Source organism: Sinisalibacter lacisalsi (assembly GCF_014640115.1).
GTDB classification, from domain to species: Bacteria; Pseudomonadota; Alphaproteobacteria; order Rhodobacterales; family Rhodobacteraceae; genus Sinisalibacter; species Sinisalibacter lacisalsi.
On record NZ_BMGI01000005.1, the window covers coordinates 64,191 to 83,141 of the forward strand.

Below are 18,951 nucleotides of genomic sequence, written 5' to 3' on the forward strand. Positions count from 1 at the left end.
GCCCGCATTCGCCGCCGCCGCCGCCGCTCAGGCGGCCGGGCGGCGGAAGGTGAGGCGCATCTGCTTTTCGGTCTCGATCAGGGCAAAGAACACCGCGCCGATGCCGACGATCATCAGCCCGTCGATCAGCGGCACCGGTCGGGTTCCGAAAATGGCCTGCAGCGGCGGCAGGTAGGTGATCGCGAACTGCGCCACCACCACGATCACCACGCAGGCCCAGACGAAGCGCGTGGCGCGCACCGCGGCCCACGTCAGCGAGGTGGCGTAGATGTTGCGGATGAAGAACAAATGGAACATCTCCAGCACCACCAGCATGTTCATCGCCATGGTCTGCGCCAGCGCCTGATCGTAGCCCTTGTCGACCGCGTAGGCGTAAACGCCGAAGACCGCGCCGAGAAACAGCGTCGAGACCAGCACGATATGCCAGACCAGTTCGCTGGTCAGCAGCGGCTCGTCGCGCGGGCGCGGCGGGCGGCGCATGGTGCCCTTCTCCGAGGGTTCGAAGGCGAGCGCGATGCCGAGCGTGACGGCGGTGATCAGGTTGACCCAGAGGATCTGCACCGCGGTGATCGGCAGCGCCATGCCGGCGAACAGCGCAACGATGATCGTCATCGCCTCGCCCGCGTTGGTCGGCAGGGTCCAGCTGATCACCTTCTTGATGTTGTCGTAGACCGTGCGGCCCTCGCGCACGGCGGCGGCGATGGAGGCGAAGTTGTCGTCGGCCAGCACCAGTTCGGCGGCCTCCTTGGCGGCCTCGCTGCCCTTCAGGCCCATGGCGATACCGGCATCGGCCCGCTTGAGCGCGGGGGCATCGTTCACCCCGTCGCCGGTCATCGCCACGGTCAGCCCGCGCGCCTGCAGTGCCTCGACGAGCCGGAGCTTGTGCTCCGGCGAGGTGCGCGCGAAGACATCGGTGGTGAGCACCGCCTCGGCGAGATCGCCCACGTCCATCGCCTCGATATCGGCGCCGGTCAGCACGGACTCGCTGTTCTGCAGCCCGATGCGGGCGGCGATGGCGCGGGCGGTGGCGGCGTGGTCGCCGGTGATCATCTTCACCCGGATCCCGGCGGCATGGCACTCGGCCACCGCCTCGATCGCCTCCTCGCGCGGCGGGTCGATCAGCCCGACGAGGCCGATCAGCGTGAGTTCGCCGGCGATATCCTCGACGTTCAGCACGAGGTGCTCCTGCGCTACCTTGCGCGCCGCCACGGCGATCACCCGCTGGCCCTCGGCGGCGAGGTCTTCGATCATCTCGTGCCAGTGGTCGCCGTCGAGCGGCTCGGTGCCGCCGTCGGTCGCGCGCTGGTTGGCGCACATGCCCAGCACCACCTCCGGCGCACCCTTGACGTGGATGCAGGCCGCGCCGTCGTGATCGTGGTGCAGCGTCGCCATGTAGCGATGCGCGGCGTCGAACGGGATCGCGTCGGTGCGGGCCCAGCCGCGGAACGGCTCGGGGCCGTCGCGGGTGATCTTGCCGGCGAGCGCCATCAGCGCGCCCTCCATCGGGTCGCCCTCGACGCGCCAGCCGGTTTCGTGGCCGCGCAGGGAGGAATCGTTGCACAGCGCCGCCGCACGGGCGAATTCCATCAGTACCGCGTGCTCGTCGGGGTGCACATCGGCCTCGCGCCAGCGCACCGCGCCCTCCGGCGCATAGCCATTGCCGCCGACCGAATAGAGGTGTTCGGCGGCGGCGAGCGAGGCCACCATCATCTCGTTGCGGGTAAGCGTGCCGGTCTTGTCGGAGCAGATCACCGAAACCGAGCCCAGCGTCTCGATCGCCGGCAGGCGGCGGACGATGGCGTTGCGCCGGGCCATCGCCTGCACCCCGACCGCGAGCGTGATCGTGAGCACCGCCGGCAGGCCCTCGGGGATCGCCGCCACTGAAAGGCCGACGACGGCCATGAACAGTTCGCCGAACTCCATGTGGGTGATGAAATAGCCCCAGCCCAACAGGCCGGACGCGATGATCAGGATGAACACGGTGAGCCACTTGGCGAAAATGTCCATCTGGTGCACCAGCGGGGTGGTCAGCGTCTGCACCTCGGAGAGCATGCCGCTGATCCGGCCGATCTCGGTCTCTCCGCCGGTGGCGACGACCACGCCCCGCCCGGTGCCGGCGGCAACCAGCGTGCCGGAAAACATCATCGGGGCGCGGTCACCGAGCGAGGCATCTTCCGCCACCGCGCCCAGGGTCTTGTCGACGGGCACGGATTCGCCGGTGAGGATCGCCTCCTCGGCCTTCAGCCCGCGCGCCTCCAGCAGCCGCAGATCAGCGGGCACCCGGTCGCCGGCCTCGACGAGAACGACATCTCCAGGCACCAGTTCGGCGGCATCGACGCTGCTGCGCTGGCCGTCGCGCAAAACCGCCGAGCGCGGCGCGAGCATCCCCCGGATCGCCGCCATCGCCTCCTCGGCCTTGCCCTCCTGGATGAAACCGATCACCGCGTTGACGATCACCACCGCGAGGATCACGCCGGTGTCGATCCAGTGCGCCAGCGCCGCGGTCACCGCGGCGGCGAACAGGAGCACGTAGATCAGCACGTTGTGAAACTGCAGGATGAAACGGACGAAGGCGCTGCGCTTGGGCGGCTCCGGCAGGGCGTTGGGCCCGTAGCGCTCGCGGCGCGCGGCAACCTCTTCCTCGGTCAACCCCTTCGCCGTCGTCTCCAGCGCCGCGAGGGCCTCCTCGCGGGTCGCCGCGTGATAGACGGTTTGCGCCCGTGTCTCGGTCATGTCGGTGCTTCCCTTCGTCTGCCGGGGCCTCGGACAAGATCGGGCACCCGCAGGTCAAGCCGTTGATGAAACGGGATTAGACCCGCACAACGGCAGCACCCGAGCGCCCGCGCCCGGCCTCGTCTTTTCGCATGGATGGTAGCGTTTCCGCACCCCGGGGGCCAGCGAATCCGGGCCCTGCGCCGCCGATTTCGCACCTTGCCACAGGGCGATCCGGCGCCCCTGCCCGATCAGGCCGAGGCCGCCGCGCCCGGCCCGGAACAGGCCGAGCCTTCGCCGAGCCTGTCGGCGACGCGGAAGATCTCCTCGAGCATGCAGTTGCCTTTCACGAGATCCTCGAGGGTGACGAGGTCCATCTCGTGGTAGAAGGCTTCGAGCGCCCGGCGGATCGCGCTGCGCAGGCGGCAGGCGGTGATCAGCGGGCAGGTATTGGTCTCCGGCGCGAAACACTCGGTGAAGGGCACGTCGGCCTCGAACAGCCGGAACACCGCGCCGATGTTGATCGACCGGGGTCGGCGCGCCAGCCGCACCCCGCCAAGCCGGCCGCGCGTGGCGTTGACGAAGCCCTGCGCATGCAGCGCGTTGATCACCTGGGCGAGGTGGTTGGCGGAGGAATTGCAGGCCCGCGCGATCTCGGCGGAGCGGACGGTTTCACCCTCGTGAACCGCGCAATACATCAGCGCACGGATCGCGAGGTTGGTTCGGGTCGTGAGGCGCAAAGGGGCTCTTCCTGCTGGTCGGTTTGCGACAAAGAAGCACGGGGCATGTCTCTTGTAACTGATCTAGATCACGCCACATCGGCAAGTCGAGCCCTATAATACATATCTTTGATACAGATTAAAACCGACCGGAGGAAAAACCCGGGTGCCCCGCCGCAAGCCAGACCCGATCGCGCGCCTGACCGCGCCGGTGCGCCCGGCGCTCAACCGAGCCGCCGCGCTGGCGGTCGTGGCCAACCTGTTGTGGCTGGTGCAGGCCGGCGCGGTGGCAGCGGCGATCGGCGGCGCGCTGGTGCCACCGGCGCTGCTCTCGCCCGCCGAGGGGGCGCTGGTCTTCCTCGCCACCGGGGCGCTGCGGGCGGGGCTGGGCTACGTTTCCGGCGGCATCGCCTTTCGCGCCAGCGACCGGGTGATCGCCGATCTGCGCGCCCGCCTGCTCGCCCGCGAGGCCGGCGAAGGCCCCGCCACCGGGGTCGGTATCGGCGGTGCGGGCGCGGTGGCGGCGCTCGCGGGCGAAAAGCTCGACCTGCTCGCCCCCTACCTCACCCGCTACGCGCCGGCGCGCGCCCGTGTTGCGGTGGTGCCGCTGGTGATCCTCGCCGTCGCCTTCTCCGCGAGTTGGGCGGTGGGGCTGATCTTCCTGATCTCCGGCCCGCTGATCCCGGTGTTCATGGCGCTGGTGGGGATGGCCGCGCAGGATGCGAGCGAACGCCAGATGCGCGAGGTCGGCACGCTCAACGACCTGTTGGCCGACCGGCTGGCGGCGCTGGCCGATTTCCGCCTGCTCGGCGCCCGCCCGGCGCTGATCGAGGGGTTCGCCGCGCAGGCCGAGGACTTGCGCGCGCGCACCATGGCGGTGCTGCGCATCGCTTTTCTATCGTCCACCGTGCTGGAGCTGTTCGCCGCCATCGGGGTGGCGATGGTGGCGGTATTTCTCGGCTTCTCGCTGCTCGGCGCGATCTCCTTCGGCACCTGGGGCGGGCCAATCTCGCCCATGGCGGTGATCTTCCTGTTGATGCTCGCGCCCGAGTTCTACCAACCCTTGCGCGATCTCGCCGCTGCCTGGCATGACCGCGCGGCGGCGGCGGCGGTGGCCGAGGAACTCGCCGCATGGGAAGACGCGGCCCGCGCGCCGGGCCTCGGCACCGGGGCGGCCGCCGCGCCACTGCCGGGAGGTTTCGCGCTGACCACGCGCGGCGTGCGGCTGAGGCGCGGCGAAACCGTCATCGCCCTGCCCGACATCACCCTTGGCCCGGGCGAAACCCTCGCGCTCACCGGCCCGTCCGGCGCCGGCAAGACAACGGCGCTGATGGCGCTCGCCGGGCTGTTGCGCCCCGAGGCGGGCGAGATCCGGGTGAACGGCCAGGAACTCGACGACAGCACCGCCGACGCCTGGCGCGCGGAGCTCGGCTGGATGCCGCAGGCGCCGCATTTCCTTGATGCCACCCTGCGCGACAACGTGGCGATGTCGGCCGAGGGCGACGTTGCGGCGGCGCTGGAGCAGGCCGGGGTGGCCCATGTCGTCGCGGCGCTGCCCGAGGGCGTCGAGACAAGGCTGGGCGAGACTGGGGCGGGGCTTTCGGGCGGCGAGGCGCGGCGGGTGACGCTGGCGCGCGCATTGCACGCACGCCCGCGCCTGCTGCTCGCCGACGAGCCGACCGCCGACCTCGACGCCGAAACCGCGCGCATCGTCACGCAAGCCCTGATGGCGCGCGCGAAGGCGGGGATGGCGCTGATCGTCTCCACCCATGACGAGCGGCTCGCAGACCTGATGGACCGAGCAATCAAGATCGGGGGGGCGCCATGAGGCCGCTCATCCGGATCTTCCGCCTGATGGTGCAGAGCCAGCGCAAGGCGCTGTTGCAGGGCGCCGCGCTGTCGCTCGTGGTGCTCCTGATGGGGGCGGCGCTGCTCGGGCTTTCGGGCTGGTTCATCACCGCTGCGGCGGCGGCGGGGCTGGCCGGCGCGGGCGCCACCTTCGACGTGTTCCGACCCTCCGCGATGGTGCGCTTCCTCGCGCTCGGGCGCACCGCGGCGCGCTACGGCGAGCGGCTCACCACCCACGACGCCACCCTGCGGGTGCTCGCCGCGCTCCGGGTGCGGCTGCTCGCGCGCGCCGCCGCCCTGCCCTTCGACGAGATGATCCGGGCGCGGCGCAGCGCCGGGCTGAACCGGATCACCGCCGATGTCGACGCGCTCGACGGCATCCCCTTGCGGCTGATCCTGCCGATCGGCGCGGGGTTGGCGGCGCATGGGTTGGTTTTCGCGGTGCTGTGGTGGCTGAGCGATCTGCGCGTGGCGGCGGCGATCCTCGTGATCCACCTTCTCGGCGCGGCCGCGGTCATGGCCTGGGCGGGCGCGCGGGCGGCGGGGCCTTCCGCCGACGCCGAGCGCGCGGGGCAGACCTACCGCGCCCGGCTGCTCGACCTGGTCCGCGCCCGGGCCGACCTCGTGGTGCATGGCCGCCTGCCCGCCGAGGCGGGGGCGGTGCACGCTTCCGACGCCGAGCGGCGCACGCTGCAGGCAGGGCTGGATCGCACCGGGCGGCGCGCGGGGGCCGCACTGGCGCTGGTGGCCAGCGCGGCGGCCGCGGCGGCGCTCTGGATCGGCCTCGGGCTGGTCGAGAGCGGCACCCTCACCCCGGCGCTCGCCGCCCTTGGCGTATTCACCGCGCTGGCGCTGGCCGAGACGCTGGCCCCGATGCACAGGGCGGCGACCGAGCTGGGCCGGATGCGGCTCGCGGCCGACCGGATGGGTGCGGTGCTCGATACCGCCGCCGCGCCGGCGGAAGGCCCTGCCCCCGCGCCGGACCGCGCCGCTCCGGTGCTCGCCCTCGACAGGCTCGCGCTGCAGCGCCTCGGCGCGGCAGCCCCGGTGTTCGAGGGGCTTTCGCTCGCGCTGGCGCCGGGCGAGGTTCTGGCGCTCACCGGCCCCTCGGGCTCGGGCAAGAGCACCGTGCTGCAGATCGCCGCCGGGGTGAGCCAGGCCAGCGCCGGGCGGGCGCATCTGCTTGGCCAGCCGCTCGCCGACTGGCCAGAGCAGGCGCTGCGCGACACCGTCACCCTCGTGCCACAACGCGCGAGCCTGGTGGCCGGAACCCTGCGCGACAACCTCGCGCTGGCGGCACCGGATGCCGACGACGCCACCCTCCTCGCCGCGCTCGACGCCTGCGCCCTTGGCGCCACCTTCGCCGCGCGCGGCGGGCTGGAGGCCCCGATCGGCCCCGGCGGCGCGGGGCTGTCGGGGGGCGAAGCCCGACGGGTGGCGCTGGCGCGCGCACTGCTGCGCCGGCCTGCGCTGCTGCTGCTCGACGAGCCCACTGAGGGGCTCGACCGGGCCACCGCCGCGGCGGTGCTGGCTGGTATCCGCGCCGCCCTGCCCGAGGCCGCGATCCTGATCGCCGCCCACCGCGCGGTGGAAATCGCAGCCGCGGATCGCAGCCTTGCCATGACGTCTATGACATAAAGTCACATCCCCGATTCAGGTTTTGACCTGCACCTCTATCTTCATATGATCCGGATCAAAGTTGCATCTCACATGTTGCTTTAATCTGGAACCTCCCGGGCCGATGGCCCCGATACAGGAGAGAGAGATGGAGTTCGGAATCGTCGAGCTGTCACGGCTGCAATTCGCCATGACCGCGATGTATCACTTCCTCTTCGTGCCGCTCACGCTCGGTCTGTCGATCATCGTGGCGATCATGGAGACGGTCTATGTCATGACCAACCGTCCGATCTGGCGGCAGATGACGAAGTTCTGGGCCACGCTGTTCGGCATCAACTTCGTGCTCGGCGTCGCCACCGGCATCACCATGGAATTCCAGTTCGGGATGAACTGGAGCTACTACAGCCACTACGTCGGCGACATCTTCGGCGCGCCGCTGGCGATCGAGGGGCTGATGGCCTTCTTCCTCGAAGCCACCTTCGTCGGCCTGATGTTCTTCGGCTGGGACAAGATGTCGAAGGTCGCGCATGCCGGCGTCACCTGGCTCGTCGTCATCGGCTCGAACTTCTCGGCGCTGTGGATTCTCATCGCCAACGGCTGGATGCAGAACCCGGTGGGCGCGGAGTTCAACCCGATGACGATGCGGATGGAGATGACCTCGTTCTTCGAAGTGCTGTTCAACGAGGTGGCACAGGCGAAATTCGTCCACACCGTCTCGGCCGGCTACGTCACCGCAAGCGTCTTCGTGATCGGCGTTTCGGCCTGGTACCTGCTGCGCGACCGCCATATCGAGCTGGCCCGCCGCTCGATCACCGTGGCCGCCGCCTTCGGCCTCGCCTCGGCGTTCTCGGTGGTGGTTCTGGGCGACGAGTCGGGCTACTCGGCCACCGACAACCAGAAAATGAAGCTCGCCGCGATCGAGGCGATGTGGGACACCCACGACGCCCCGGCGGAGTTCACCCTGATCGGCATTCCCGACCAGGAAGCGCGTGAAACCAAGTATGCCATCCACATCCCCTGGGCGATGGGCATCATCGGCACCCGCTCGCTGACCGAGGAAATCCCCGGCATCAACGACCTCGAACAGCAGGCCGAAGAGCGCATCCGCTCCGGCATGATCGCCTACGGGGCGCTGATGCAGATCCGCGCCGAGCGCGAGGCGGTCGACCCGGCGGTGATGGCGACCTTCGAGGCGCATTCCGACGATCTCGGCTACGCCTTCCTCCTCCGCAAATACACCGACGACCCGACCACCGCGACCGAAGAGCAGATCGTGATGGCGGCGGAAGACACCATTCCCACGGTCTGGCCGCTGTTCTGGGCCTTCCGGGTCATGGTGGCGCTCGGCTTCGGTTTCATCGCCACGATGGGCTACTTCTTCATCCGCGCCTCGTTCAAGCGGATGGAGTTCCCGCGCTGGTCGCTGCACCTCGCGGTTTGGATGATCCCGGCGCCGTGGATCGCCGCCGAGATGGGCTGGTTCGTGGCCGAATTCGGCCGCCAGCCCTGGACGGTGGACGGCGTTCTGCCCACGGCGATGAGCGTGAGCGCGCTCTCGGTCACCGAGGTGGGGCTGACGCTGGCGGGCTTTCTCGCCTTCTACACCGTGCTCTTCGTCATCGAGATGGGCCTGATGCTGAAATACATCCGCAAGGGCCCGTTCCAGGACGTGACGGAAACCGAGCAATGGATGGACGACCACGCCGAACGGCTGCGCTGCGCGACCAACGCCAGCCCGATCGCAACCCCCGCGGAGTAATGACCAATGATTCTGCATGAACTGATTTCACTCGACGTCCTGCGCGTCATCTGGTGGGGGCTGCTCGGCGTGCTGCTGATCGGCTTCGCCCTCACCGACGGGTTCGACATGGGGGTGGGCGCGCTCCTGCCCTTCGTCGGCAAGACCGACACCGAGCGCCGCGTGGTGATCAACACCGTCGGCCCGGTGTGGGAAGGCAACCAGGTGTGGTTCATCCTTGGCGGGGGCGCGATCTTCGCGGCCTGGCCACCGCTCTACGCGATGAGCTTCTCGGGCTTCTACCTCGCGATGTTCCTCGTGCTGGCGGCGCTGATCCTGCGCCCCGTCGGCTTCAAGTATCGCTCCAAGCGCGAAAGCGCGGCGTGGCGCAACGGCTGGGACTGGGCGCTCTTCGTCGGCGGCTTCGTGCCCGCCCTGCTCTTCGGCGTGGCGGTGGGCAACGTGCTGCAAGGCGCGCCGTTCCACCTCACCGACGACCTGCTGCCGGTCTACGAGGGCTCGGCCTTCGGCAAGCTCTTCGGGTTGCTCAACCCCTTCGCGCTGCTCGCCGGCGTGGTTTCGGCCGCGATGATCGTGATGCACGGCGCGGCCTGGCTCGGCCTGAAGGCGGAAGACCCGATCGCGGGGCGCGCCCGGCGGATCGGCATCTGGGCCGCCGGGGTCGCGTTCCTCGGCTACGCCCTCGCCGGGATCTGGCTTGCCTTCGGCATCGACGGCTATGCCTTCGCGGGCGAAGTCGCCACCAACGGCCCCTCGAACCCGCTGTTCTCCGAGGTGAACAAGGGCGGCTCATGGCTCGCGGCCTACGGCGAGCGGCCGTGGATCGCGATCGCCCCGGTGTTTGGCTTTGTGGGCATGGCCATGGCCGCCCTCGGGCTCAAGTCCCGTCGCGACCTCGGCACGCTGTTGTGGTCGAAGCTCGCCATCTTCGGGGTGATCTCGAGCGTGGGGCTGACGATGTTCCCCTTCATCCTGCCCTCGGCGACCGATCCCAGATCGTCGCTCACCGTGTGGGACGCCTCGTCGTCGCACCTCACCCTGTTCGTGATGCTCGTGGTCACGGTGATCTTCATGCCGCTGATCCTTCTCTACACCGCCTGGGTCTACAAGGTGCTGTGGGGCAAGGTGACCGAAGATGACGTGACCGCCGACAGCGGCGCGATGTACTGAGAAAGGAAACGACATGTGGTATTTCGCCTGGCTCCTCGGCCTGCCCCTCGCCGCCGGTTTCGCCGTGATCAACGCGATGTGGCTGGAACTGCAGGAAGACGAGAAGCTGATGAACAAGCAGCCCGCGCGCGACGACTGAGCGCGCGGCGCGAATTCCCCGGGTGCGCTTTTCGCGTCCCTTTCCGCGCGCCGGGGGCACCAGGTGGCCCGGCCGCACCCACGCGGTCGGGCCATTCTCTTTGATCGGGGGTCAGCCCTCGCGGGCCAGCGTGTCGGCGATTTCCTGGAACAGCGCGTGGCTTTCCAGCGCCTCCGCTTCCGGCACGGTGCGCTGCACGAAGCCGAGATGGATCACCACGTAGTCGCCCGGCTCGGGCGGATCGCCCGCCACCAGCATGAGATCGGCCCAGCGCTCCTGCCCCATCGCGGCGCAGCGGGCGCGGTTGCCATCGATCTCTTCGATCCGCATCGGAATGGTCAGGCACATGGCTGTCGTCTCCGCTTGCCGGTGGCTCGCAAGCCAGTATGCTCGCAGCCATGACCACGGGCAAGAACACAATCCTGGTGCTGGGGCTTGGCAACGTGCTGCTCACCGACGAGGCGGCGGGCGTGCGCCTGGCCGAGCATGTCGGCGCGCTGCCCGACGCCGCAGAGCTTGGGCTGGAGGCGATGGACGGCGGCACCATGGGGCTTACGCTCATGGTTGCCATGGAAGACGCAAACGCGATGATCGTCTGCGATTCGGCCTGGCTCGGGGAGCAACCGGGCGCCTTCAAGCTGTTCGAAGGGGCCGAGATGGACCACTTTTTGCGCACCCGCGGGCGCAATCCGCACGACATCGGCCTCGATGACGTGATGGACGGGTTGCGGCTGCGCGGGGCGGTGCCCGAAAAGCGGGCGCTGGTCGGAATTCAGCCAGAAATACTTACAGTTGGCGAGCATATGACCCCCGCCGTCGCCGCCGCCATCCCGCGCGCGGCCGAGGCGGTTCTGGCCCTCGCCCGGCGCTGGCGCGGCTGATCCGCGAAGCTCCAACAAATTCAATAAACTAGATACATGCATTTTCTTGATGCAGATCAAGTCGCCGTGATCGAAGGCGCGGCAATCTGCCACAAACCTGCCGCCAGTCCGGTTTTTCGGCGGCAGGAGGGGAGGACGTTCGCGTGAGCACCAACAGCGACAATCTGCATGGCCGCGAGGCGGTCGACCTCTTGAAATCACACATTTCCACCGGCAACGCCCGGCCCGTTCTGCAGGAAATTCACGCCGCCCTCGAGGCCCTGCTCGCCACTGGCACCACCAGCACGATCGACTTGGGCGCCATTCCCTTCGGGCCCGGCGACGAGCGGCTGCTCGACGAGGTGCTGGGCAAGGGCGAACTCAGCGCGACGCTGGACGTGCTTGGCACCAGCCACGTCGAGGAAACCGGCATTCCCGGTGTCTGGCGCATCGACCATTTCGACCAGAACGGCGAGACGCTGTCGCGCTTCGTCGAGGTCACTTTTCTGCCCGAAATTTTGAAAACCCAACGTGCAGACGCCGAAGCAGGTCTCGCGCGGCTGGCAATCCGGCTCGAAGAGCACGACAGCCGGACACATTGAAAGGAGGCACGCGATGGCGGACAAACCCCTGCTCCCGGACCTTATGAAGGCACACGGGATCAGCCGACGAGGCTTTTTGAAGTATTGCGCCACGCTTACGTCGGCCATGGCGCTGCCGCCGATGCTGGCGCCGAAGGTGGCCCACGCGCTGGAAACCACCGCGCGCCCCTCGGTGATCTGGCTCAGCTTCCAGGAATGCACCGGCTGCACCGAGGCGATCACGCGCAGCCACGCGCCGACGATCGAAGACCTGATCTTCAACGTGATCTCGCTCGATTATCACCACACGCTGCAGGCGGCCTCGGGCGACGCGGCCGAACATGCCCGCGAACAGGCGATGAAGGACAACTGGGGCAACTACCTCGTGGTGGTCGACGGCTCGATCCCGATCGGGAACCCCGGCTATTCCACCATCGCCGGGATCTCGAACCTCGACATGCTGAAGGAAACCGCCGAGGGCGCCGCCGCGATCGTGGCGGTGGGCACCTGCGCGGCCTACGGCGGCATCCCGCACGCCGATCCCAACCCGACCGGCGCGGTTTCGGTGAGCGACATCATCACCGACAAGCCGATCATCAACGTGCCCGGCTGCCCGCCGATCCCGATCGTGATGACCAGCGTTCTGGCGCAGTTCCTCACCTTCGGGCTGGAGAGCATCGAGGTCGATAAACTCGGCCGGCCGAAGGCCTTCTTCGGCGAAACCATCCATGACCGCTGCTACCGCCGTCCGTTCTACGACAAGGGGCTGTTCGCGGAAGGGTTCGACGACGAGGGCGCGCGCGAGGGCTGGTGCCTCTACAAGCTCGGCTGCAAGGGACCGACCACGCGCTCGGTCTGCGCCACGGTGAAGTGGAACAACGGCACGTCCTTCCCGATCCAGGCCGGCCATGGCTGCCTGGGCTGCACCGAACCGGATTTCTGGGACAACGGCGGCTTCTACAAACCGCTCTCGGTGCCGGCGGGCGAATACCGCAAGCTCGGCCTCGCGGCGGTCGCGGGGGGGGCGGCGCTTGGCGTCGCCGGTGGCGCGGTCGGCCGGGCCAACAAGGCGCGCGCGGCCAGGGCGCACGAGACCGTGGATGCGCATGATCTGGAGAAGAAGACATGAACAACCCATATTTCGACCTGTTGATGTGGGCCCGCGGCCCCGGCTTCGACATCGCGCTCACGATCCTGATCGGCGGCATCCTGCTGCGGGTGGTGGAAATCGTGGTGCTCGGCCGCAAGAAGGATCTGGCCAAGCCCAAGGGCAGCCCGGTGAGCCAGGGGATCAAGACGATCTTTACCCGCTCGGTCCCGCGCAAGGGCATGATGAAGGACGCCCCCGTCACCTATATCGGCGGCTACGTCTTCCACATCGGCTTCTTCATCGCCTTCTTCTTCCTCGGCGCGCATATCGCGCTGGTCGACGACCTGATCGGGCTCAACTGGCCCGCCGCCAACAAGGCGCTGATCGAAACCGCGGCGGCGGCGAGCGTGATCGCACTGCTCGCGCTGGCCTGGACCCGGGTGAAAGACCCGGTGCGCCGGGCGCTCACCCGCTTCGATGACTGGCTGGTGCTGGTGCTCTCGGGCCTGCCGCTGGTCACCGGCTACGTCGCCGTGAACCAGATCTTCGGCGATCCGACGCTGATGATGGCGGTGCACATCCTCTCGGCGGAGCTGCTGATGATCGCCTTCCCCTTCACCAAGCTGATGCACGCCGTCACCTTTGCGATGGCGCGGTACTACAACGGCTCGATCCAGGGCCGGAAAGGAGCCGAATCATGACCGCGACCCTCGAACGCGGCCTCAATGCGCTGCGCGAACAGATCGATGCGCCGGTGGCGAGCTTTTTCACCTCCTGCGTGAGCTGCGGCCTCTGTGCGGAAGCCTGCCTGTTCTACAAGGAGACCGGCGATCCGCAATACACGCCGATCCACAAGCTCGAGCTGATGCAACGGCTCTGGTCGAACGAATACACCCTGCTCGGCCGCGCGAAATCCATGCTCGGCCTCGGCAAGAAGATCACCGACGAAGACCTCACCGAATGGGAAACGCTGGTCTACGACAGTTGCACCATGTGCGGCCGCTGCACCATGGTCTGCCCGGTGGGCAACGACATCACCATGATGATCCGCAAGATGCGTGAAGGCATGTCGGCCTCGGGCCACGGCCCGGTCGACCTGGTCGGCGCGGCCGAACGGCACACCGACGGCACCTCGCCGATGGGCGACCTGACCAAGGCGCTCCATGCCCGCGTCAAGCAGGCCAGCGCCGAGACCGGACTCGAGATCGAACTCGACAAGCCCGGCGTCGATTACATGCTGATCCTGTCGTCGCACGAGATCGCGTCTGGTGAAGAGATGATCGCGGCGGTTGCCCGAATCATGCACAAGGCCGGCGTGACCTGGACGATCTCGACCGAAGGCTTCGAGGCAACCAACGTCGGAATCCAGCTCGGCAACCGCGACGTGGCCCGGAACCTGGTGTCCCGCGTCGTCGATGCGGCTGAGAAACTGGGCGTGAAGGGCGTGATCAGCCCCGAGTGCGGCCATGCCTTCCAGGCGATCCGCTGGGAAGGGCCCAACCTGATCGGCCGCGAGTATCCCTTCGAGGTGGTGCACATCATCGAACTGCTCGACAAGCTACGCGCCGAGGGCAAGCTCAAGACCAAGGGCAAGGACCACGATCGCATCACCTTCCACGATCCCTGCCAGATCAACCGCCGCGGCGGCATCAACAAGGAGCCGCGCAACCTGCTGAACATGGTGTCCGACAACTTCATCGAAACCGAAGATGCGGGAACGATGAACTGGTGCTGCTCGGGCGGCGGCGGCGTGGGCGCCAATACGCGTGCGAACGACCTCCAGGCGAAAGCGTTCAACATCAAGAAGCGCCAGATCGAGGCGGTGGCGCCCGAGAAGATCGTGACGATGTGCGCCTTCTGCCACACGACGCTGGAAAACCAGCTGGAAGCGCGCAACATGGACGATATCGAGGTGCTGGGCCTGACCGAGATGATGGCCGAATACCTGGATGACGAGGATTGAGAGGGGAGACGAGAGCATGAACAAGAGACTGGTCGTTGACCCGATCACCCGGATCGAGGGGCACTTGCGCATCGAGGCGCAGATGAACGGGGGCACCATCGCCGAGGCCTATTCCTCGGGCACGATGGTGCGCGGCATCGAGATCATCCTTCAGGGGCGCGACCCGCGCGACGCCTGGGCCTTCGCCCAGCGCATCTGCGGCGTCTGCACCCTTGTTCACGGCGTCGCCAGTGTGCGCGCGGTGGAGGATGCGCTGTCGATCGAGATCCCGAAGAATGCGCAGCTGATCCGCAACCTGATGATCGCGGCGCAATACGTGCATGACCACGTGATGCACTTCTACCACCTGCACGCGCTCGACTGGGTCGACGTGGTCTCCGCGCTCGACGCCGATCCGAAGGCGACGGCCGATCTGGCCTCGTCGCTGTCGAACTATCCCAAGTCGAGCCCGGGCTACTTCGCCGATGTGAAGACCAAGCTGAAAACCTTCGTCGAGCAGGGCCAGCTCGGGATTTTCGCCAACGGCTACTGGGGCCATTCGGCCTACAAGCTGCCGCCCGAGGCGAACCTGATGGCGGTGGCGCATTACCTCGACGCGCTGGAATGGCAGCGCGACGTGGTCAAGCTGCACGCGATCTTCGGTGGCAAGAACCCGCACCCGAACTTCCTCGTCGGCGGCGTGCCCTCGCCGATCTCGCCCAACTCCGACGGCGGGATCAACATGGAAGACCTCGCCGAGGTCTCCCGCGTGATCACCAAGATGGAAGATTTCGTCAACCAGGCCTACCTGCCCGACACGCTCGCCATCGCCTCGTTCTACAAGGACTGGGGCGCCATCGGCGAGGGCGTGGGCAACTTCCTGACCTATGGCGATTTCCCCACCGGCGCGTCGAACGACGCCTCGAGCTTCCTGGTGCCGCGCGGGGTGATCCTCGACCGCGATCTCTCCACCGTGCACGAGGTCGATCTGCACGAGGAAAACGAGATCCAGGAATTCGTCGATCACGCCTGGTATCAGTACCAGGGCGGCCCCGGCACCGGGCTTCACCCCTACAAGGGCGAGACCGAGTTCAACTTCACCGGGCCGAACCCGCCCTTCGACCAGCTCGACGTCGACAAGGGCTATTCCTGGCTGAAGTCGCCGCGCTGGAAGGGCAAGGCGATGGAAGTGGGGCCGCTCAGCCGGATGCTGATGCTCTACGCCACCGGCAACGCCCACGCCAAGGAGCTCGTCGACATGACGCTCTCCACCCTCGACGTGCCGGTGGACGCGCTGTTCTCGACGCTCGGCCGCACCGCCGCGCGCACGCTGGAAACCAAGATCTACCTCGACTGGATGCGCGGCTGGTATGACGACCTGATCGCCAATATCCGCGCCGGCGACCTCCAGACCCACAATTCCGAGAAGTGGGACCCGTCGACCTGGCCGAACAAGGCGCAAGGTGCGGGCTACATGGAGGCCCCGCGCGGCGCACTCGGCCACTGGATCGTGATCGAGGACCAGAAGATCGCCAACTACCAGGCGGTGGTGCCGACGACGTGGAACGCCGGCCCCCGCGATGCCGACGGGCTCGCCGGGCCCTACGAGGCCGCGCTCAAGGGCCACGAACTGGCCAACCCCGAGCAGCCGCTCGAGATCCTGCGCACGATCCACAGCTTCGACCCCTGCATCGCCTGCGCTGTGCACATGGTGGGCGAAGACGGTGAAGAGACGATGCAGATCAAGGTGAGCTGAGGCATCAATACCTTATCTGGAGGGGCGGCCCACGGGTCGCCCCTTTTTCACGCCCGGAGCGGAGGACGAGATGCACGAAATGGCGCTGGCCGAGAGCGTGGTGAGGATCGTGGAAGACCATGCGCGCAAGGCAGGCGCGGCAAGGGTCGCGCTGGTGCGGCTCGAGATCGGCGCGCTCAGCCACGTCGAACCATCGGCGCTGTCGTTCTCCTTCGAGGCGGTTTCGCAAGGGTCGATGGCCGAGGGGGCGAAGATGGTGATCGAGCGCACGCCGGGCCAGGCCTGGTGTCATGACTGCATGAAGCCGATCGAGATCGACCGGCTCGGCACCCCCTGCCCCACCTGCGGCGGCTACAAGGTGCAGGTGACCGGTGGCGAGGAGATGCGGGTGAAGGACATGGAGGTGGACTGAGGCTCCGCCCCGCCTCAGAGCCTGCCGTTCGCCGACAGCATGATCGCGAAGGGCCGCGTGGCCTTGATCTCGGCCAGAACGATCACGAGGCTCGAGGTGAGCGGCACCGCGAGGATCGCCCCGGGCAGGCCCCAGAGCGCCGTCCAGAACGCCAGTGCGAGCAGCACCACCAGCGGCGAGAGGTTGAACGTCCGCCCCATCAGCCGCGGTTCGAGGAAGGACGCGACGTAGGTTTGGAGGAAGGTGAGCGTCACCAGCGTGATCGCCGCCATGCCCAGCGTGCCGAACTGCGCGAGGCTGAGCAGCACCGGGAAGATCACCGCGATCAGCGAGCCGACGTAGGGAATGTAGTTCAAGACCGCGATCAGGATCGCCCAGAACAGCGCGAATTCGATCCCGATGGCCCAGAGCACGAGGTAGGACAGCCCGCCCAGGATGATGTTGATCAGCGTCTTGACCAGGAGGTAGGTGCCGACCCGTTCGTTGATCCGCTGGATCAGCGCCAGCGCCTGGTCGCGCTGAACGGTATCGCGGGTGGCGAGATCGAACTTGGTGGCGAACTGGATGCGCTCGGCGAACAGGAACGAGGCGTAGAGCACGATGAAGAAGAAGGTGCTGCCGAAGCCGCGCAGGTTGTTCAGGATCGTGGGGATCCAGGCGGCGGTATTGACCTGCCCGATCGTCGCGTTCTGAAATGCCAGCCACGTCGGCTCGCCCTCGATCCCGAAGGTGGTGGCGTAACGACCGACGAGGGCGTCGAGGTTGTTCTCGTAGCGCGGGATCGCGTCCAGCACCCGCGCAAGGCTGGTGGTGATGAACATCCCCAGCAAGAACAGCGCGACGGAGAAGGCCAGCAGCAGGATCAGCCGCAGCAGCCACCCCGGCGCATTGCGCAGCACCGGCAGCTTGGCGAGCCAGGTGGTCGCCTCCGCCAGCACGTAGATCGCGATGATCGCGGCCAGCACCGGCAGCAGCACCGGCTTGCCGATCCAGAGCAGCCAGCCGAACATGATCGCCAGCGCCGTGCCGTAGGTGAGGGACGAAAGCTTCATGCCTTCAAAAAAGCAGATCGCCGCGCCGAGTGCGAGACCAAATCATCTGCTGCCCGGCCGGCCGCTGCGAATCCCTGCCACCGGATCGGCCCGGTGGTGAATTTTCCGGCGACCTGCGCGCCGAGCAGCCGCAAGGCCACGCGCGGGCGTGGTCTCATTCGTCCTCTGACCGCCCCGGCGGATCGTCGTAGATCGACCAGCCATGCGCGCGCCCGGTTTCCGGCAGGTCATGCCGCTTGAGGTGGCGCGCCACGTAGGTCTTGGCCACGAAGTTCGCCGTGATCGGCGCGGTCAGGAAAAGGAAGAGCGTAATCAGCAGTTCGTGGAACGAAAGGTTGCCCTCGATCAGCAGGAAATAGAGCATCGAGGCGATCAGCACCCCGCCGACGCCCACCGTTGTTGCCTTGGTCGGGGCATGCAGCCGCTGCATGGTTTCGCCCAGCTTGATCAGGCCGAAGGAGCCGACGAGGCCGAAGATGCCGCTCACGACGAGGAAGAAGGCGATGAGGATTTCTGCAAACAGGGTCATCTCCACCTCACTCGATCACGTCGCCGCGCAGCAGGAAGCGGCTGTAGGCGACGGTTGAAACGAAGCCGACCATGGCCACCAGCATCGACACCTCGTAATAGACCGCGGTGCCGCGCAGGATGCCGTAGAGGATCAGCAGCGCGATGATGTTGATCACCATGGTGTCGAGCGCGAGGATCCGGTCGGCGCTGTTGGGCCCGTTGACGATGCGCCAGAGGTTGAACAGCAGCCCGAGCCCGTAGCAGCCGAACGCGAAGACGAGTGCAGCGGTGATCATTCGAAAACCTCCATGAGACGTCGTTCGTAACGCTGCTTGATCCTGTCGCGCACGCCGTCGGGATCGTCGGTGTGCAGGCAATGCACGAGCAGGCTGCCCGCATCGGCCGAGAGCGTTGTCGACACCGTGCCCGGCGTCAGCGTGATCGTGCCCGCGAGAACCGTGATCGCCTCCGGCGAGGTCAGTTCGAGCGGCACGGTGACCCATTGCGAGTGCAGGGCCGCGCGCGGTTTGAACAGGATAATCAGCGCGACCTCGACATTCGCGACGACGATATCCCACAGCACGATCAGGATATAGCTCAGCGCCATGCCCGGGTTGCGCAGGGTCGGGCGATTGGGCCAGTAGGCCGAGGTGAGCATCGGCACCACCAGCCCGAGCAGACCGCCGAGCAGAACGTTGCCGGGCGTGATCTTGTTGACAAGCCCGAGCCAGACGATCGCCAACGTCAGGCTCAGGATCGGGTGGGGAACAAGGCGCGCAAACAT

The 18,951-nt window shown here is 67.4% G+C and carries 19 protein-coding genes; 12 read left to right on the forward strand and 7 right to left on the reverse strand.

Annotation, left to right across the window (positions count from 1 at the left end; translation table 11 throughout):
- Window positions 1–27: 27 nt before the first annotated feature.
- Together IEW01_RS14295 and IEW01_RS14300 are read right to left on the reverse strand one after the other, a co-directional pair.
- Window positions 28–2,733, reverse strand: a complete 2,706-nt coding sequence (locus IEW01_RS14295; protein WP_188528907.1) for a cation-transporting P-type ATPase — start codon at window positions 2,731–2,733, stop codon at window positions 28–30.
- 230 nt (window positions 2,734–2,963) lie between these two features.
- Window positions 2,964–3,452: an RrF2 family transcriptional regulator gene (locus IEW01_RS14300; protein WP_188528909.1), complete on the reverse strand. Its 489-nt coding sequence runs from the start codon at window positions 3,450–3,452 to the stop codon at window positions 2,964–2,966.
- 145 nt (window positions 3,453–3,597) lie between these two features.
- Here IEW01_RS14300 and cydD point away from each other — a divergent pair, with 145 nt between their 5' ends.
- From cydD to cydX, 5 genes are all read left to right on the forward strand, one after another.
- Window positions 3,598–5,259 carry a thiol reductant ABC exporter subunit CydD gene (gene cydD / locus IEW01_RS14305; protein ID WP_229738286.1) on the forward strand — a complete coding sequence of 554 codons (1,662 nt, stop codon included), beginning with the start codon at window positions 3,598–3,600 and terminating at the stop codon, window positions 5,257–5,259.
- Window positions 5,256–6,917: an amino acid ABC transporter ATP-binding/permease protein gene (locus IEW01_RS14310; protein ID WP_188528918.1), complete on the forward strand. Its 1,662-nt coding sequence runs from the start codon at window positions 5,256–5,258 to the stop codon at window positions 6,915–6,917. The genes cydD and IEW01_RS14310 overlap by 4 nt, the downstream gene beginning before the upstream one ends.
- 127 nt (window positions 6,918–7,044) lie before the next feature.
- Complete coding sequence (locus IEW01_RS14315; RefSeq protein WP_188528921.1) at window positions 7,045–8,655, forward strand: cytochrome ubiquinol oxidase subunit I; 1,611 nt, start codon at window positions 7,045–7,047, stop codon at window positions 8,653–8,655.
- A gap of 6 nt (window positions 8,656–8,661) precedes the next feature.
- Window positions 8,662–9,825, forward strand: coding sequence for a cytochrome d ubiquinol oxidase subunit II (gene cydB / locus IEW01_RS14320; RefSeq protein WP_188528923.1), 1,164 nt, complete (start codon window positions 8,662–8,664; stop codon window positions 9,823–9,825).
- A gap of 13 nt (window positions 9,826–9,838) precedes the next feature.
- Window positions 9,839–9,964, forward strand: a complete 126-nt coding sequence (cydX, locus tag IEW01_RS14325; protein ID WP_188528925.1) for a cytochrome bd-I oxidase subunit CydX — start codon at window positions 9,839–9,841, stop codon at window positions 9,962–9,964.
- 111 nt (window positions 9,965–10,075) lie between these two features.
- Here cydX and IEW01_RS14330 read toward each other — a convergent pair whose 3' ends face one another.
- Window positions 10,076–10,312, reverse strand: a complete 237-nt coding sequence (locus tag IEW01_RS14330; RefSeq protein WP_188528927.1) for a HypC/HybG/HupF family hydrogenase formation chaperone — start codon at window positions 10,310–10,312, stop codon at window positions 10,076–10,078.
- Window positions 10,313–10,362: 50 nt separating this feature from the next.
- Here IEW01_RS14330 and IEW01_RS14335 point away from each other — a divergent pair, with 50 nt between their 5' ends.
- The 7 genes from IEW01_RS14335 (at window position 10,363) to hypA (ending at window position 16,605) form a co-directional block, all read left to right on the forward strand.
- Window positions 10,363–10,845 (forward strand): hydrogenase maturation protease, encoded by a 483-nt coding sequence (locus tag IEW01_RS14335; RefSeq protein WP_188528929.1) that lies wholly within the window; start codon window positions 10,363–10,365, stop codon window positions 10,843–10,845.
- Window positions 10,846–10,988: 143 nt separating this feature from the next.
- A complete protein-coding gene (locus tag IEW01_RS14340) occupies window positions 10,989–11,426 on the forward strand; it encodes a hydrogenase expression/formation C-terminal domain-containing protein (RefSeq protein ID WP_188528931.1) in 438 nt (145 codons plus the stop codon).
- Between the two features lie 13 nt (window positions 11,427–11,439).
- A complete protein-coding gene (locus tag IEW01_RS14345) occupies window positions 11,440–12,534 on the forward strand; it encodes a hydrogenase small subunit (protein ID WP_188528933.1) in 1,095 nt (364 codons plus the stop codon).
- The gene (locus IEW01_RS14350; RefSeq protein ID WP_188528935.1) at window positions 12,531–13,196 is read left to right on the forward strand and encodes a hypothetical protein; all 666 of its coding nucleotides are present in this window, start codon (window positions 12,531–12,533) and stop codon (window positions 13,194–13,196) included. Before IEW01_RS14345 ends, IEW01_RS14350 begins: the two co-directional genes overlap by 4 nt.
- Complete coding sequence (locus IEW01_RS14355; RefSeq protein ID WP_229738287.1) at window positions 13,193–14,458, forward strand: (Fe-S)-binding protein; 1,266 nt, start codon at window positions 13,193–13,195, stop codon at window positions 14,456–14,458. The genes IEW01_RS14350 and IEW01_RS14355 overlap by 4 nt, the downstream gene beginning before the upstream one ends.
- A 16-nt stretch (window positions 14,459–14,474) precedes the next feature.
- Complete coding sequence (locus tag IEW01_RS14360; protein WP_188528937.1) at window positions 14,475–16,193, forward strand: nickel-dependent hydrogenase large subunit; 1,719 nt, start codon at window positions 14,475–14,477, stop codon at window positions 16,191–16,193.
- A gap of 70 nt (window positions 16,194–16,263) precedes the next feature.
- A complete protein-coding gene (gene hypA, locus IEW01_RS14365; protein WP_188528939.1) occupies window positions 16,264–16,605 on the forward strand; it encodes a hydrogenase maturation nickel metallochaperone HypA in 342 nt (113 codons plus the stop codon).
- A gap of 14 nt (window positions 16,606–16,619) precedes the next feature.
- Here the strand turns inward: hypA and IEW01_RS14370 are convergent, their stop codons facing one another.
- From IEW01_RS14370 to IEW01_RS14385, 4 genes are all read right to left on the reverse strand, one after another.
- Entirely contained in the window at window positions 16,620–17,657 is a 1,038-nt protein-coding gene (locus tag IEW01_RS14370) for an AI-2E family transporter (protein WP_188528940.1), read from the reverse strand.
- A 154-nt stretch (window positions 17,658–17,811) separates the two neighbouring features.
- Window positions 17,812–18,186 carry a Na+/H+ antiporter subunit G gene (locus IEW01_RS14375; protein ID WP_188528943.1) on the reverse strand — a complete coding sequence of 125 codons (375 nt, stop codon included), beginning with the start codon at window positions 18,184–18,186 and terminating at the stop codon, window positions 17,812–17,814.
- A 7-nt stretch (window positions 18,187–18,193) separates the two neighbouring features.
- Entirely contained in the window at window positions 18,194–18,463 is a 270-nt protein-coding gene (locus IEW01_RS14380) for a K+/H+ antiporter subunit F (RefSeq protein WP_188528945.1), read from the reverse strand.
- Window positions 18,460–18,951 carry a Na+/H+ antiporter subunit E gene (locus IEW01_RS14385; protein ID WP_188528947.1) on the reverse strand — a complete coding sequence of 164 codons (492 nt, stop codon included), beginning with the start codon at window positions 18,949–18,951 and terminating at the stop codon, window positions 18,460–18,462. The genes IEW01_RS14380 and IEW01_RS14385 overlap by 4 nt, the downstream gene beginning before the upstream one ends.